This is a genomic window from Nocardia sp. NPDC055002, assembly GCF_053608825.1.
Window position 1 is genome coordinate 409,395 of the sequence record NZ_JBSGWE010000006.1, and the last position, 15,419, is coordinate 424,813.

Below are 15,419 nucleotides of genomic sequence, written 5' to 3' on the forward strand. Positions count from 1 at the left end.
GTCCTCCTACGCGCGGTGAGCCCCGATTATGGGCGCTTGTCCGGTTCGCCGTCAGTCGTTTGCCTACGGAACGAGCGGTCCGGCCAGTACTCGTTCGCCCGCCGCGCGGTCGCCGTCCCAGGTGAACTCCGTGTCGTCGCCGGATTTGCGCCCCCACAGGGCCAGGAGCAGGTCCGACGCGGTACCCGCCAGCTCCGCCACCGGCTCGCCCGGACCGTAGGTCCAGGTGCCGCCGGTATCGGTGGCCCGCAGCCGCAGCGCCACCTCGGGTTCGACCGCCAGGCCGCGGTGGATCATCCGGGGCGCGAACAGTGTGAAGACCTCGTCGATGCCGTCGACGGCGAGATCGGGGTCGAACGGGTCGGCCTTTCCGAGCGCGTTCTGACCGTCCCACAGGTGCATGAGGGTCTCGTGGGCGCGGCGCCGCCGCCAGAAACCCACCGTGCGCGGCATGGACCGGGTGAAGGTCCAGGCCTCCTGGTTCTCGTCCGCGGACAGCGCCGACACCATGGCGTCGGCGGTCGACTCGTACCACTCGCGCAGGGCCGTGGGATCTCTCGGCGCGGGCTCGCCCTCGAAATCGCCGCGCAGCTCGGCCACCGCGGTGACCACCCAGAGGTTGCCGCGCCCCACGTGGTCGACGAGGTCGTAGAACGCCCAGTCGCCGCAGGACGGCACCGGCGCGGCCAGATCGGTGTCGGGAGTGATGAGCTCACCGAAGGCGGTGAGCTTCGCACAGAGCAACGCCAAGTAGTCCATGCCGATCACGGTAGCCCGGCTGCGCCCGCGATCTCGGGGTGAACCCTGATCTACACCCGGATATCGGTGCTGACCTGGTGATCTATTGCTCGCCGGGTGGGAGGATCGAAGGTGTCGGATCGCTGGACGGCGGTCGCAGAGGTGAAGGAGTCGTCATGGTCTTGAAAGTCATCGGCATCGTCGTGGTCGCGGTGATCGCGTTCTGGATTCTCGGCGCGCTGATCGAGGCGCTGATGCCCATCCTGGTGATCGGGGCGATCGGCACCGGCGTGTACCTGCTGTACAAGGCGATGTCGGGGAGCGACAAGACCCCGATCAGTTAGTCGTCTGTGGTTAGCATGGCGGGGTGGAACAGGTACCCGAGGACTGGCAACGCGGACTGGTGATCGTCGCGCACCCCGACGACATCGAATACGGCGCCGCGGCGGCGGTCGCGCGATGGACGGGGCAGGGCAAGGACATTCGCTACCTGCTCGTCACACGCGGCGAGGCGGGGATCGCCGGGATGCCACCCGCGCAGGCCGCGCCGTTGCGGGAGATCGAGGAGATCTCGGGCGCCCGTGAGGTCGGCGTGCACACCGTCGAGTTCCTCGACCATCCCGACGGCCGCATCGAGGAAGGTCTGCCGCTGCGAAGGGAACTCGCCGCCGCGCTGCGCAGGCATCGCCCGGAGATGGTGGTGCTGTTCAACTTCGGCGACACCTGGGCGCCCGGCGTGGTCAACAGTGCCGATCACCGGGCTGTCGGCCGATCGGCGATGGACGCGATCTCCGACGCGGGCAACGAGTGGATCTTCCCCGAAATCGCTGATCTGCCACCGTGGTCGGCGCGGTGGGCTGCCGTGGTCGGTCCGGTGGCCACCCATGCTGTCGACGTGAGCGCTCAGCTGGAGCAGGCGCGCGCGTCGTTGTCGGCGCATCGGCGCTATCTGCAGGTGCTGAGCCCGGTGCCGGTGGAGGAGCAGGTGCGCGAGATCGTCAGCTTCGCCACGGGTCCCAAGGAAGGGTTCCCCGCCGAACACGCCGTCGGGTTCGAACTGTTCACCTTCGGCGGCTGATCAGCGAACACTCTCGATGATGTTGCGGTGCAGGAGCGATGGGTGGCGTCGGCATCAGAGCCGTCGGGCCGCGACGCGCTCGACCGGTGGCCGCCAGTCCTGAAGCGGGGCGACTCGGAGGCCGACCACCTTGCCCGCGTCATCAGCCCTGCGCAGCGCCAGGGCCGCGGTGAAGTCGGGGTCCGCGCGGAACGCCTCGGTCTCGGCGGGTGTCATCGGCCCGCCCTGCGCGATGAGCGTGCGCCGACTCGATGCCGACAAACCGGCGGCGTGGGTGGAATCCGTTGCCACCAGAAAGCGTTTCGCGCTCACGTGTAGTTCGATCAGGCGCGCTACCCGGGGGCCGAGCAGCGCGCGCACCGCGTCGGCTCCGTGCCTGCCGTGGCCCGCGTCGTCACCGGGGAGAAGTACGTGGCCGATGTCGTGCAGCAGACCCGCGACCTGGAGCTCTTCGTCATCGGGGAAGTCGCGGCGGAGCAACTGCGCGCACTGGCGATCGTGATCGAGGATGTCGACCGGATCGCCGGTCCGGTCCGCGGTGTCCCAGGCGTCGGCGCACCGCTCGAGCAGCGCGAACAGGTCGTCGACGGTGTCGATACCGGGGTGTCGCACGTGCTCGCTCCTGGTGGTGTCGCTGGGACGGATCGGTCTCGCGGCGGTCAAGATAGCGCAGAAATCGTCGATCGGTCGTCCGAGGTGGGCGGGGCCTGGAGGTATGGCAGGGTGGGCGGATGCGAATAGCTGTGGTGGCCGGGCCCGATCCAGGGCATGCGTTTCCCGCGATCGCGTTGTGTCTGCGATTGCTGGCCGCGGGCGACGAACCCGTGTTGTTCACCGGGCCGAGATGGCTGGATCAGGCACGCTCGGCGGGGATCAGCGTGCGCAAGCTCAAGGGTCTCGCGCCGCGCCCCACCGACGACGACACCGACGCGGGCGCCCGGATCCACGAGCGCGCCGCCCATATCGCCACCGAGAACCTGCCCGAACTCAGCGCGATGCTGCCCGACCTGATCGTCTCCGACGTCCTCACCGCCGGCGGCGGGATGGCGGCCGAGCGGCTGGGTCTGCCGTGGGTCGAGTTGTCACCGCACCCGCTCTACCTGCCGTCGAAAGCCTTGCCGCCCATCGGTAGTGGCCTGGCGCCGGGGGAGGGTGTGCGTGGCCGGATGCGCGACGGTGTCCTGCGCACGATGACCGCGCGCGCGGTCCGCACCGGACATCGTCAGCGTTCGGCGGCCCGCGAAACCATCGGCCTGCCCGCCGAGGACCCCGGCCCCGCCGCCCGCCTGGTCGCCACCCTGCCCGCGCTGGAGATGGACCGCCCGGACTGGCCCGCCGACACCCACGTCGTCGGGCCGCTGCTGTGGGAACCGACCGATGCCGTACTTCCACTGCCTCCCGGCGATGCGCCGTTGGTGATGGTGGCGCCGTCGACCGCGCATACCGGCGTCGCCGACATGGCCGGCGTCGTCCTGTCCGGTCTGGCCGGACTCGGTGTGCGCGCTGCGATCTCGACCCTGGACACCCCACCGGTGGACCTGCCGGAGTGGGCCACCGCCGGCCTCGGCCGTCAGGACGAACTGCTCACGCACGCCGCGGTCGTCGTCGGCGGTGGTGGCCACGGCCTGCTCGCCAAATCCCTGTCCGCGGGCGTGCCGGTGGTGACCGTCCCCGGCGGCGGTGACCAGTGGGAGCTCGCCAATCGCGCGGTGCGGCAGGGCAGTTCGGTGCTGGTGCGTCCGCTCACGCCCGTGGCGGTCGGCGCCGCGGTGCGGCAGGTGCTCGACGGTCCCGCCTATGCCGAAGCGGCTCGTCACGCCGCCCTCGGTCTGGCCGAGGTCGAGGACCCGGTCCAGATCTGCCACGACGCAGCGAAGCGGTAGCGGCCCGTCGGGCGTCGGCCGGGTAGGCCGGTGGCCCATCGTGGCCCGAGCGGGGCCCTGTCGGCGTTCGCCGAGCGCGAGTATCTTGGGCAACGTGCGATTGACCGAATTCCAGGAGCTGATGCACACCGAGTTCGGCGTGGCGCGCGCCGACGCCATGCTGACCGATCACGTGATACCCCAGCTGGGGCGCACGGGCGCGGTGGCGATCGACAACGGCGTCGACCCACGCGACGTGTGGCGGGCGCTGTGTGCCGACTTCGACGTACCTCCGAACCGGTGGTGACCAGGCCATGGCCGTGACAGCGCAGAACTCGGACACGCGACCGTATCGGTTCGACGAGCGGCTGCGGATGATCCCGGTAGACGCCGAGACGCTCGCGGCCAGGGTCGCCCTCGCCGACCCGCACGATTTTCCCGGCCTGCGCAGGCTCGGCATCGCGCTGATGCTGCTGGGGCGCTACGACGAAGCCCTCGACCGGCTCGATCAAGCCCTCGAACTGGCCGACACCGAGCGGCGCCGGATCACCGTCTGGATCAACCTGGCCGATGTCTACCGGTATCACGGCGAGCCGGGGCACGCCGAGATCCTCTACCGCCGGGCGCTGCACGCCAGCCGCGCGCTCGACCCCGAACTCGTCTCCTTCGCCGCCCACCACCTGGGCAAGTCACTGGCCGAACAGCACCGTCCGCTGGAGGCGCGCGAGCTGCTCAACGAGGCCATGCGGCTGCGGGTGGCCGACGGTGATTCCGAACTCATCGAGTCCACCCGCGCGGCCCTCGACCATCTCGACGAGCTGGCCGTGCCGCTGCCGCCGGTGATCGAGGAGCTGCTCGGGCCGGTGCCGGAGTGGTCCGACGATCACGAGGGCTGCGACGGGAACCTGGTGCGGTCGGGTGGGTACTGGATCAAGCGTGGTCCGCGGGCGGTGGCCGAGCACGCCCGGCTGACCTGGTTGCGCGACAACGGGATCGCGGTGCCGGACGTGGTCGCGTTCGCCGAGGACGTTCTCGTTCTCGCGGATGCGGGTGGTTCGCTCGCCGGACAGACCGATCCGGCCGAAGTCGGTGCCCAGATGGGCCGCGCCCTGCGGTCGTTGCACGACCTCCCGGTGCCGAGCTGCCCCTTCGAGGGTGGTCTGGATCTCAGCCTCGCCCGTGCCCACCGCCATGTGGTCGAGGGGTTCGTCGACCCCACGGATTTCGACGACGATCATCGCGACCTCCCACCTGCCGCGATACTCGAGCGTCTGCGGGAGCGGCGCCCGGCCACCGACGATCTGGTCGTCACGCACGGTGATTTCACGCCGGGCAATGTGCTCACCGGCGGCCTGCTCATCGATGTCGCGACGCTGGGCGCCGGCGACCGCTATCGCGATCTGGCGCTGGCCGAGCGCGACCTGGCCGGGGACTTCGGCGTCGCGGCGGTCACGGCGTTCTACGCCGCCTACGGCCTGAGCGAACCCGATCGCGCCAAGCTCGACTACTACCGGCTGCTCGACGAGCTGTTCTGACGAGGCGCTGCTCAGCTGGTCTTGGCGTAGTGGCGCGCGGCCTTGGTGCGGTTGCCGCAGGTCGCCATCGAATGCCAGCGGCGGGTGCCGTTCTTGGACGTGTCGTAGAAGAACAACACACAGTCGGGGTGCGCGCATTGGCGGATCCGCTGCGGTGCCTGCGCGATCAGGTGCAGCAGATTGTCGGCGGCGAGCCAGCCGGGTAGCCACGCCGGGTCGTCGACCTCGGGGATGTCTCGTGGCCCCTCGTCGGTCAGCTCACGGCGGATCCGCCCGTGGTCGAGGACCTTGTTCAGTGCGGTGTGGTCGGCGCGAGTGACGGCGTCGTGGACGGCTGCGCGTGCGGTGTGCAGCGCGGTCAGGGAGTGGTCGTCGGCGGGTACGCGATCGGCGAGCCCGATGAGCTCCAGCCAGGTGCGCAGCCCGTCGAGATCGGCGAGCAGATCGCCGGGTTCGGCGCCGGCCCACCGGGTGTTGAGCAGGTCGAGAGCAGGGGGTTCGCCGGTGTGCGGACGGGGATCGCGCATGCCCGAGGTTATCAACACGCCCCTCCTAACTGTCTAAAAGTCTTTCAAGGGTTGACGAAGCGGTGAGCTCATTCTATGTTCTAACTGTTCAACAACCGATAGGCAGTTAATCATTCCGGGAGGAAACCATGACCACCGTCGCCGCACCTGTGCTCACCACCGGTCATATCGGACTCAACGTCGCCGATCTCGACCGTTCCGTCGACTTCTACCGCCGTGGCCTCGGCTTCGAACAGCTCGGCACCGGCGCCGACGGCGAGCAGCGCTGGGCCTTCCTCGGTCGGGGCGGTGCGCTGGTGCTCACGCTGTGGCAGCAGAGCACCGGCGCATTCTCCACCAGCACACCGGGCCTGCATCACCTGTCGTTCCAGGTCGACGATGTCGACACGGTGCGTGTCGTGGAGTCGGCGCTGCGCGAAGTCGATGCCGAGTTCTTCCACGACGGGGTGGTCGCTCACGGTGAGGGCGCGTCCTCCGGTGGCATCTTCTTCGCCGATCCCGACGGCATTCGGCTCGAGGTGTACGCGCCGCTGGGTGCCGACACCGCTCCCGCGCCGGCCGGGCCTACCCCGACGTGCGGATTCTTCTGACCCCCTGGCAATTCACGTCGTAGACAGGAAGGGCGAGGATGTTTCACTCCGGAGAGCTGGCCGTGCAGCGACGCATGGGGCAGTCCGACGCGGCTGCTCGCGTCGGCCGTTCGATCCGAACCGGGATTCCGGCGGTCGCCGCGTCCTTCCTGGCCGAGCAGTCGATGGTGGTGCTCGGCGCCGCCGATCCGGCGGGGCGGCTGTGGGCGAGCCCGCTCACCGGTCCCGCCGGGTTCGTGCACGCGATCGATGACGTGACCATCGACATCGACACGCTGCCCGAGACGGCTGATCCGCTCTCGGCGGCACTGGCGGGCGACGTCGAGGTCGGGCTGATCGCCCTGCAGCCGCAGCGCCGCAGGCGAATGCGCGTCAACGGCACGTCGGCGGTACGCGACGGCGGAATGCGGATCACCACCGAGCAGGTCTACGCGAACTGCCCGAAGTACATCTCGCGCAGGCAGATCCGGGAGGTGTCCGCCGCCGGAGAGCCCGGCCCGGTGTGGCGCGGCACGGCGCTCACGCCCGCCGCGGTCGAGATGGTGGGCGCCGCCGACACCTTCTTCGTCGCCACCGCCGATGGTGACGGGCACGCCGACGCCTCGCACCGCGGCGGCAATCCCGGTTTCCTGCAGGTGCTGTCGCCGGCGCGGCTGCGCTGGCCGGACTATCGCGGCAACTCGATGTTCATGACGCTGGGCAACCTCGCCGTACAACCGCGCTGCGGGCTGCTCGTCGCCGATTGGTCGACCGGCGCGCTGCTCCAGCTCACCGGCCGCGCCGAATTGATCTGGGACAGCGCGGCATTCACAATCGGTGCGCAGTGCGCCGTCGACTTCACCGTCGAGGAGGCGATCGAACGGCCCGGTGCGCTTGCTGTGCGCTGGGGGCCGCCCGAGCTCTCCCCGAACAACCCCTGATCACACCGAAAGGCCTTCCATGCGTCCACCATTGCCACCCTTCGACCTCGACTCCGCGCGCGCGAAGGTGCTCGCCGCCGAAAATGCCTGGAACACCCGGGATCCCGAACGCGTCGCCGCCGCGTACACCGAGGATTCGAGCTGGCGTAACCGCGACGAGTTCTTCACCGGCCGTGCCGCGATCGTCGACTTCCTCACCCGCAAGTGGTCGGCCGAGAACGGCTACGCGCTGCGCAAGGATCTGTGGGCTTTCCACGACAACCACATCGCCGTGCGCTTCCAGTACGAGTGGCACGACGAGTCGGGGCAGTGGTGGCGCAGCTACGGCAACGAGCAGTGGGAGTTCGCGGCGGACGGGCGGATGGCGCGGCGTGAGGCCAGCATCAACGACGTGCGCATCGAACAGTCGCAGCGGCGGATCTTCGGGCCACGCGCCGAGGGCGACGACTCGGTGCTACCGCAGCACTGAGGACCGGTTTCGCTCCCGGATTGCTGGTCGGAGCGGCTGCTTCGCGTGTTGGTGGGCGCGTCGCTTGACTCGAATGGGTGTTCGACTAACCTGGGCGCCAGAACTTGTCGGTGCCGGCCTCTACTGTGGGCGCCAACCAGAGAGACACTCACCTCGAGAAGGGGCACACATCATGGCACCGCAGGCCTACGATCGCGACAAAGCGCTGGAACTGGCACTGGCGCAGGTGGAGAAGAGCTTCGGTAAGGGCGCGGTCATGCGCCTGGGCGAGGAGACCCGCCAGCCGATCGCGGTCATCCCGACCGGCTCCATCGCGCTCGACGTCGCGCTCGGGATCGGCGGGTTGCCGCGCGGTCGCGTCGTGGAGATCTACGGCCCGGAATCCTCGGGTAAGACCACCGTCGCGCTGCACGCCGTCGCCAACGCCCAGGCCGCGGGCGGTGTCGCCGCCTTCATCGACGCCGAGCACGCCCTCGACCCCGACTACGCCCGCAAGCTGGGCGTCGACACCGACGCGCTGCTGGTCTCCCAGCCGGATACCGGTGAGCAGGCCCTGGAGATCGCCGACATGCTGGTGCGCTCCGGCGCCATCGACATCCTCGTCATCGACTCCGTCGCCGCCCTGGTGCCGCGCGCGGAAATCGAAGGCGAGATGGGCGACAGCCACGTCGGCCTGCAGGCCCGCCTCATGAGCCAGGCGCTGCGCAAGATGACCGGTGCGCTCAGCAACTCCGGCACCACCGCCATCTTCATCAACCAGCTGCGCGAGAAGATCGGCGTCATGTTCGGCTCCCCGGAGACCACCACCGGTGGTAAGGCGCTGAAGTTCTACGCCTCGGTCCGCCTGGACGTGCGCCGCATCGAGACCCTCAAGGACGGCAGCGACGCGGTCGGCAACCGCACCCGCGTGAAGGTGGTCAAGAACAAGGTCGCCCCGCCGTTCAAGCAGGCCGAGTTCGACATCCTCTACGGCCACGGCATCTCCAAGGAGGGCTCGCTCATCGACATGGGTGTCGAGCACGGCTTCATCCGCAAGTCCGGCTCCTGGTACACCTACGAGGGCGACCAGCTGGGTCAGGGCAAGGAGAACGCCCGCAAGTTCCTGCTGGAGAACACCGACGTGCGCGACGAGGTCGAGAAGAAGATCAAGGAGAAGCTGGGCATCGGCGCCGTCCTGACCGCCGAGGCCGACGCGCCCGCCGACTTCTGAGCCGATGACCACGCCGAGCCCCGGCGGCCACCGCGATTCGGCCGACCCGGTCGAACAGATGCGCAGGCAGCTGGCTCGCCTCGGAATCGAGGTCGAGCCGGAGCCGGTCACAGCGCCCGCGGTAGGGCGCGGCAGGGGCACGGCCGATGGACTCGTCCGGTCGGCTCGTGACACACGGGCCGACCTGGACGCGGAGAGGATTCGGTCGGGTGCGGGCGATCCGCAGCGCGCGCACCCGACCGGATTCACCGATGGTGACAAACCACCGCATTTCGCTGCGCGGGTTGGTGATGATCATGAAGAGTGGGGGAGTGCGGGTCGGCGACGACCCCGCGGCGCACGACGCGAACGCAAGTCCGCGCGGCGCGACGAAGTCTCCCTGTCGACCGTCGTCGGTGGTGACGACGGACGGCAGGCGGATCCGGTGGCGGCCGGATCCCAGCCGGGAGAGCCCGACAGGCGGGCCGGCGCACGCCGGCTCGCCCCGGGCGACCGTCCCGATGCGACCCTGGAACAGGCCAAGGACGTGTGCCTGCGATTGCTCTCGGTGCGTGCTCGCAGCCGCGCCGAACTGGAGAAACGGCTCGGCGAGAAGGGGTTCCGCGTCGAGGTGACCGAGGCCGCACTCGAACGGTTCACCGAAATCGGCCTGATCAACGACGCCTCGTTCGCTGAACAGTGGGTCCACGAACGGCACACCTACTCCGGCCGGGGTAAGAAGGCTCTCCAACGTGAGCTGCGCGAGAAGGGCGTCGCCCCGGGCGACGCGGAAGAGGCGTTGTCGATGGTCACCGACGACGCCGAAAACGCTCGCGCCGCCGACCTGGTCCGCCGAAAACTGCGCACTCTTCCCCGGGAGATAGAACGCGACAAGGCGGTCCGCCGCCTCGTCGGCGTGCTCGCCCGCCGCGGCTACGACCAATCCACCGCCTTCGCCGTCGTCACCGCCGAGTTGGACGAAGCAGGGTTCGAACGCACCGCGCCCCCGCCCACCCGTGCTGCCGGCGCGGGCGAGCAGGCGCCGCCTGCCGACGCGGCAGGTGGCTCGTGGCAGACACGCCGTTCGCTGCCGCGCGGTGCTGGTCTTTCGGGTGCCGACGAAACCGTCGATGAGACGGACGAAGCGGACAGCGCCCGCCCTTCGCGCCCGACTCCCGGCGACGAACAGGCCGCGATCGACCTGGTTCGGCGCAAACTCCGTTCCATGCCCGCCGATCTGGACCGCACCAAGGCGACGCGACGCCTGGTCGACATGCTCGCCCGCCGCGGCTACAGCGCGTCGACGGCCTTCGCGGTGGTGAAAGCGGAACTGTCGCAGGCGGATCAGTGAGGTCCGCATGGACGCGGCACTACGCGCCGACCCGTTCCAAAAGTATCGCGGGGGCTCGGAGCAGGCCGTGGTGCGACAAGGTTTTCGACTGCGGAGACAAGCGCCGAACTGCCGCGAGGGCTGTACGCGGCGCGTAAGATGATCACGCTTGGCGAAACCTGGTTCAGCGCAGGCTGATTCGCCGCATCGGTGACGATGCGGATGTGGGGACGGGATGTTTCACCCGGTTCGGGGTGGGAAATCCGGGGAGCAGGGCCGTAGGCGGCCGCCGAACGACGGGGAGGTGGACCCTGGACGCGTTGTGGTCGTTCGTGGTGAACCGGCGGGAGCAATTGCTGGTCGATTCCTATCTGCATGTGTCGGCGGTGGTGCAGTCGCTGGTGCTGGCGACCGTGATCGCCGTGGCACTCGGGATACTCGTGTATCGAAGTCCGCTCGGGTCAGCTGCCGCTACCGCGATGGCGGGGGCGATTCTGACGGTGCCCTCGTTCGCGTTGCTCGGGTTGCTGATTCCGTTTCTCGGGCTCGGTGTCGGGCCGACGATCGTGGCCCTGGTGCTCTACGCGCTGTTGCCGATCCTGCGGAACACGGTGCTCGGGTTGTCGTCGGTGGATCCGGCGGTGACCGATGCCGCGCGCGGTGTCGGGATGAACCGGTTGCGCCTGCTGACCAAGATCGAACTGCCGCTGGCCTGGCCGTCCATTCTCACCGGAATGCGGGTCAGCACCCAGATGATCATGGGCATCCTGGCGCTGGCGGCCTACGCGAAGGGGCCCGGCCTCGGCAACGTGATCTTCTCCGGACTCTCCCGCCTCGGCAGCCCGAACGCGGTGCCGCAGGCACTCACCGGCACCGTCCTCATCGTCGTGCTCGCACTCGCACTCGACGGCGTCCTGGTTCTGCTCGGACGGCTCACTATTCCGAGGGGAATTCGTGACTGACATCGAAACCACCAAGGCGACAAGCGCTTCCGCGGTCTCCGGGGTCGAGATCGTCCTCGACCGGGTCACCAAACGCTATCCCGAACAGCCCGAACCCGCGGTCGAGGAGGTCTCCATGACCATCCCGGCCGGGGAGATCGTGGTGCTGGTCGGCCCGTCCGGCTGCGGCAAGACCACCACCATGCGGATGATCAACCGGCTGATCGAACCCACCTCGGGCACCGTCACCATCGGTGGCCGCGACGCGGGCGCGATCGACGCCGACGAATTGCGCCGCGGCATCGGCTATTCGATCCAGCAGGCCGGGCTGTTCCCGCACATGACCGTCGCCAAGAACATCGCCACGGTGCCCGGCCTGCTCGGCTGGGACCGCCGCCGCACCGCCGAGCGCACCGACGAGATGCTCACCCTCGTCGGCCTCGACCCCGACACCTACCGCAACCGCTACCCCCGCCAGCTCTCCGGTGGACAGCAGCAGCGCGTCGGCGTGGCCAGAGCGCTGGCGGCCGACCCGCCCGTGCTGCTCATGGACGAACCCTTCGGCGCGGTCGATCCGATCACCCGGGGGCTGCTGCAGGACGAATTGCTTCGTCTGCAAAGCGAACTCGGCAAGTCCATCGTCTTCGTCACCCACGACTTCGGGGAAGCGGTGAAGCTGGGCGATCGCATCGCCGTCCTCGGCGACCGATCCCGCATCCTGCAATACGACACCCCCGCCGCGATCCTGGCGGCCCCCGCCGACGAGACGGTCGCCGGGTTCGTCGGCGCGACCGCCACCATCGACCGCCTCGGCCTCACCGTCCTCGCCGACCTCGACCTGGACCAGGGCATCACCGCCACCGACGACACCACCCCCGCGGTCTTCACCGCTGCCCTGCGTGACGCGGACCGCACCTGGGGCATCGTCCTCGACGCCCAGCGCCGCCCGCTCCGGCGCGTGACGACCGGCGAACTCGCCCACGCGGATTCGCCGCGCGACCTCGGCACCCCGATCGGCACCACCCTCCCCGCCGACGCCACTCTGCAAGACGCGCTGGCCGCGCTGCTCACCGAACGCACCGCCTCCGCCGTCGTCGTCGACAACACCGGGACCTACGCCGGAACAGTCACCGTCGACACCCTTATCAACCACCTCGCCGCCACCGAATCGGCGCCGGCATGACGACCGCATCGCATCGATGGCCGGCCTCCTACGAACCTGCGGTGCCCGCGGGCTGTGCCGCGCATGATCGTGGTCCACACAGGGTGTGCCTGGTTCTCGCTGGTTCGGTGTCGGCGAGCCGAACCAACCCGATCCCGGGTGTCCGTGGTGTCGGAGCACAGCGGTCAGCGCTACGGTCACTGGTCGAATCGGACCGGGTGAGGAGATCGATATCGTGACGAATTCTGTTGCCACCTCTTCACGTTCGATCGTCGACGTCCCCGCCGCGACCGCTGCCCCCGCTACCCAGCGGCGCGCGGAATACCTCCGCCTGCTGGCTCAGCCCGTGCTCGTGCTGATCCTCACCGTGGGGGTGCTGGTCTGGGCGTTCCGGCGCGATCTCACCGTCACCCAGCAGGCCAGCATCAGCGTGAGCAATGTCGCCCAGGTGACCTGGCAGCACATCTTGATCACGGCGGCGGTCGTGCTCATCGTCGTGGTGCTGGCCGTGCCGCTCGGGACAGTGCTCACCAGGTCCCGATTCCGCCGTCTGGCACCAATTTTCGTCGGCATCGCCAATATCGGCGCATCGGCTCCGGCGATCGGGCTGATCGTGCTGTGCTACCTGGTCACCCGCACCACCGGGTTCTGGGTGGGTGTCGCGCCGATCGCGTTCTGCTCGCTGCTGCCGGTGCTGCGCAATACGATCCTGGGCTACCAGGAGGTCGACCCCGCCCTGATCGATGCGGGCCGGGGGCAGGGCATGTCGGCGGGACTCGTGTTGCGCCGCATCGAGTTCCCGCTCGCGGTGCCCTACATCCTGGCGGGCCTGCGGACGTCGTTGGTGCTGGCCGTCGGCACCGCCACCCTGTCGTTCATGGTGAGCGCGGGTGGACTCGGCATTCTCATCGACACCGGCTACAAACTGCGCGACACCGTGACCCTGACGCTCGGCGCGGTGCTCGCCGTCGCGCTGGCGCTGTTCGTCGACTGGCTGGGCGCACTGGCCGAACAGTTCCTCGGTCCGAGGGGGTTGCGGTGAGATTCACCGGATTGTTGCGCGGGCTGGCCCCGGTCCTGAGCGTGCTGGTGCTCGCGAGCTGCGGTCTGCAGTCGGGCGGTTCGGTGCCGCTGCCCGTGGGACCGGGCAGTATCGAGCCGGTGCCAGAACTCGACGGTGTCGCGGTGACGGTGGGCTCCAAGGACTTCACCGAGGCCAACATCCTCGGCTTCATGATCGAATTCGCCTTGACGGCCGCGGGCGCGAATGTGCGTGACCTGACCAATATCCAAGGCTCCAACAGCCTGCGCGACGCGCAACTGAACGGCCAGATCGACATCGCCTACGACTACACCGGCACCGGCTGGATCAACTACCTCGGCAAGGAGAAGCCGATCCCGACCGAGGCGGCGCAGTTCGACGCGGTCCGTGACGCCGACCTGGCCGAACACAACATGGTCTGGGCGGCGATGGCGCCGATGAACAACACCTACGCCCTCGTCACGAGCAAGGGCACCGCCGAGGAAACCGGCGTGCGCACGCTCTCGGACTACGCGAAACTCCTCGCGAAAGATCCAGGCGCGGCGGCCACCTGTGTCGGCACCGAGTTCAACGTCCGCCCGGACGGCTATCCCGGTCTGGCCGCCGCCTATGGGATCGACCAGGGCAAGGCCCAGCGCCAGATCGTCCAGGACGCGCTCGTCTACCAGGCCACCGCCGACGCGAAGCAGTGCCGCTTCGGCTCGGTCGCGGCCACCGACGGCCGCATCCCCGCGCTCGAACTGGTGCTCCTCGAAGACGACAAGGCCTTCTTCCCGAAGTACAACGCATCGCTGGTCATGCACCGCGATTTCGCCGACACGCACCCCCAGGTCGTACAGGTGATGGCACCGATCTCTGCCCGCCTCACCAACGAGGTGATCACCGAACTCAACCGTCAGGTCGACATCGACGGTCGCGAACCCGCCGATGTCGCCCGTGACTGGATGGTCGCCGAGGGCCTCGTCACCGCCGGCTGACCCGCTGTGCCGGTTTGCCGAACTGTTACCAGCATCTGCCCGACATGTCCGGAACGCGTGGGTCGCTCACACCAACGCCTCAGCTTCTCGGTCCATGATGGACGGCGGTAGAGACACCGGAAACCAGGACGCGCAGCGGTGGGGGTGCCCGCGTCCAGACTGGGAGGCTGACGCATGACCATCGAATTCCGCAAGGTGACAGTCCTCGGGACGGGGGTGCTCGGATCCCAGATCGCGTTCCAGACCGCCTTCCACGGGTTCGACGTCACCGCCTACGACATCGACGACGCGGCGCTCACCGCCGCACGCACCCGATTCGATGGACTCGCCGCGGTGTATCAGCAGGACGTGGCAGGCGCCGATGCGAGCAACACCGCGGCGACCGCGGCGCGCATCACCCTGACCACCGACCTGGCCACCGCGGCGGTCGAGGCGGACCTCATCATCGAGGCGGTGCCGGAGGTACTCGAGATCAAGCGCGACCTGTACGGCAAGCTCGGTGCGCTCGCGCCCGAACGCACCGTGTTCGCGACGAATTCCTCGACGCTGCTGCCCAGCGACATCGTCGACTACACCGGGCGCCCCGATCGGTTCCTGGCGCTGCACTTCGCCAACCACGTCTGGAAGTTCAACACCGCCGAGGTGATGGGCACCGAACGGACCGATCCGGCGGTGTTCGCCGCCGTGGTCGAGTTCGCGAAGGCCATCGGCATGGTGCCGATCGAATTGCACAAGGAGAAGGCGGGTTACGTTCTCAACTCGCTGCTGGTGCCGTTCCTGAATTCCGGAATCGAGCTCGCTGCGGGCGGATACGCCGAACCCGCCGCGGTCGACGAGACCTGGCGCATCGCCACCGGCGCGCCCATGGGCCCGTTCCAGATCCTCGACATCGTCGGCCTGACCACTCCGTACAACATCCTGATCAACGGCAGCGACGCCCACAAGAAGCTCGCGGCCTGGCTCAAGGAGAACTACATCGACAAGGGCAAGCTCGGTGCCGCCACAGGAGAGGGGTTCTACCGCTACAGCGAGTAGTCCCGCTCGACTTTCCGGAACGGA

At 68.8% G+C, this 15,419-nt stretch carries 17 protein-coding genes and 2 pseudogenes; 16 read left to right on the plus strand and 3 right to left on the minus strand.

Annotated features, from left to right (window positions below):
• Positions 1-63: 63 nt before the first annotated feature.
• Positions 64-759: a maleylpyruvate isomerase family mycothiol-dependent enzyme gene (locus ACWF99_RS25480; protein ID WP_378626580.1), complete on the minus strand. Its 696-nt coding sequence runs from the start codon at positions 757-759 to the stop codon at positions 64-66.
• 155 nt (positions 760-914) lie between these two features.
• Between ACWF99_RS25480 and ACWF99_RS25485 the strand changes: the two genes are divergently transcribed.
• Together ACWF99_RS25485 and ACWF99_RS25490 are read left to right on the plus strand one after the other, a co-directional pair.
• Positions 915-1,082, plus strand: a complete 168-nt coding sequence (locus ACWF99_RS25485) for a hypothetical protein (RefSeq protein WP_378626590.1) — start codon at positions 915-917, stop codon at positions 1,080-1,082.
• 23 nt (positions 1,083-1,105) lie between these two features.
• On the plus strand, positions 1,106-1,816 hold the full coding sequence (locus ACWF99_RS25490) for a PIG-L deacetylase family protein (RefSeq protein ID WP_378626591.1): 711 nt from the start codon (positions 1,106-1,108) through the stop codon (positions 1,814-1,816).
• A gap of 54 nt (positions 1,817-1,870) precedes the next feature.
• On the opposite strand, the gene ACWF99_RS25495 is transcribed toward ACWF99_RS25490, so the two are convergent.
• Entirely contained in the window at positions 1,871-2,428 is a 558-nt protein-coding gene (locus tag ACWF99_RS25495; protein WP_378626592.1) for an HD domain-containing protein, read from the minus strand.
• Between the two features lie 119 nt (positions 2,429-2,547).
• Here ACWF99_RS25495 and ACWF99_RS25500 point away from each other — a divergent pair, with 119 nt between their 5' ends.
• The 3 genes from ACWF99_RS25500 (at position 2,548) to ACWF99_RS25510 (ending at position 5,213) form a co-directional block, all read left to right on the plus strand.
• A complete protein-coding gene (locus ACWF99_RS25500; protein ID WP_452537579.1) occupies positions 2,548-3,699 on the plus strand; it encodes a glycosyltransferase in 1,152 nt (383 codons plus the stop codon).
• Positions 3,700-3,793: 94 nt separating this feature from the next.
• A complete protein-coding gene (locus tag ACWF99_RS25505) occupies positions 3,794-3,985 on the plus strand; it encodes a DUF3046 domain-containing protein (RefSeq protein ID WP_062988054.1) in 192 nt (63 codons plus the stop codon).
• A 7-nt stretch (positions 3,986-3,992) separates the two neighbouring features.
• Complete coding sequence (locus ACWF99_RS25510) at positions 3,993-5,213, plus strand: phosphotransferase (RefSeq protein WP_452537580.1); 1,221 nt, start codon at positions 3,993-3,995, stop codon at positions 5,211-5,213.
• An 11-nt stretch (positions 5,214-5,224) separates the two neighbouring features.
• Here the strand turns inward: ACWF99_RS25510 and ACWF99_RS25515 are convergent, their stop codons facing one another.
• Positions 5,225-5,740 carry a CGNR zinc finger domain-containing protein gene (locus ACWF99_RS25515; protein WP_378628264.1) on the minus strand — a complete coding sequence of 172 codons (516 nt, stop codon included), beginning with the start codon at positions 5,738-5,740 and terminating at the stop codon, positions 5,225-5,227.
• A 128-nt stretch (positions 5,741-5,868) separates the two neighbouring features.
• Between ACWF99_RS25515 and ACWF99_RS25520 the strand changes: the two genes are divergently transcribed.
• From ACWF99_RS25520 to ACWF99_RS25570, 11 genes and pseudogenes are all read left to right on the plus strand, one after another.
• Positions 5,869-6,330, plus strand: a complete 462-nt coding sequence (locus tag ACWF99_RS25520) for a VOC family protein (protein ID WP_452537581.1) — start codon at positions 5,869-5,871, stop codon at positions 6,328-6,330.
• Between the two features lie 38 nt (positions 6,331-6,368).
• Positions 6,369-7,250: a pyridoxamine 5'-phosphate oxidase family protein gene (locus ACWF99_RS25525; RefSeq protein WP_452537582.1), complete on the plus strand. Its 882-nt coding sequence runs from the start codon at positions 6,369-6,371 to the stop codon at positions 7,248-7,250.
• Between the two features lie 19 nt (positions 7,251-7,269).
• Positions 7,270-7,719, plus strand: a complete 450-nt coding sequence (locus tag ACWF99_RS25530; protein WP_378626598.1) for a nuclear transport factor 2 family protein — start codon at positions 7,270-7,272, stop codon at positions 7,717-7,719.
• 172 nt (positions 7,720-7,891) lie between these two features.
• Complete coding sequence (recA, locus tag ACWF99_RS25535) at positions 7,892-8,929, plus strand: recombinase RecA (protein WP_378626599.1); 1,038 nt, start codon at positions 7,892-7,894, stop codon at positions 8,927-8,929.
• Positions 8,930-9,353: 424 nt separating this feature from the next.
• Positions 9,354-9,902 (plus strand): annotated as a pseudogene (locus tag ACWF99_RS25540) (regulatory protein RecX); the annotation flags it as partial.
• Between the two features lie 198 nt (positions 9,903-10,100).
• Positions 10,101-10,259: pseudogene (locus ACWF99_RS25545) on the plus strand (recombination regulator RecX); the annotation flags it as partial.
• Positions 10,260-10,549: 290 nt separating this feature from the next.
• The gene (locus tag ACWF99_RS25550; protein ID WP_378628265.1) at positions 10,550-11,200 is read left to right on the plus strand and encodes an ABC transporter permease; all 651 of its coding nucleotides are present in this window, start codon (positions 10,550-10,552) and stop codon (positions 11,198-11,200) included.
• The gene (locus tag ACWF99_RS25555) at positions 11,193-12,362 is read left to right on the plus strand and encodes an ABC transporter ATP-binding protein (RefSeq protein ID WP_452537583.1); all 1,170 of its coding nucleotides are present in this window, start codon (positions 11,193-11,195) and stop codon (positions 12,360-12,362) included. Before ACWF99_RS25550 ends, ACWF99_RS25555 begins: the two co-directional genes overlap by 8 nt.
• A gap of 247 nt (positions 12,363-12,609) precedes the next feature.
• Positions 12,610-13,383, plus strand: coding sequence for an ABC transporter permease (locus tag ACWF99_RS25560; protein WP_378655483.1), 774 nt, complete (start codon positions 12,610-12,612; stop codon positions 13,381-13,383).
• The gene (locus ACWF99_RS25565) at positions 13,380-14,360 is read left to right on the plus strand and encodes a glycine betaine ABC transporter substrate-binding protein (RefSeq protein WP_452537584.1); all 981 of its coding nucleotides are present in this window, start codon (positions 13,380-13,382) and stop codon (positions 14,358-14,360) included. Before ACWF99_RS25560 ends, ACWF99_RS25565 begins: the two co-directional genes overlap by 4 nt.
• Positions 14,361-14,534: 174 nt before the next feature.
• The gene (locus ACWF99_RS25570) at positions 14,535-15,395 is read left to right on the plus strand and encodes a 3-hydroxyacyl-CoA dehydrogenase (protein WP_452537585.1); all 861 of its coding nucleotides are present in this window, start codon (positions 14,535-14,537) and stop codon (positions 15,393-15,395) included.
• The last annotated feature ends 24 nt before the right edge of the window (positions 15,396-15,419 follow it).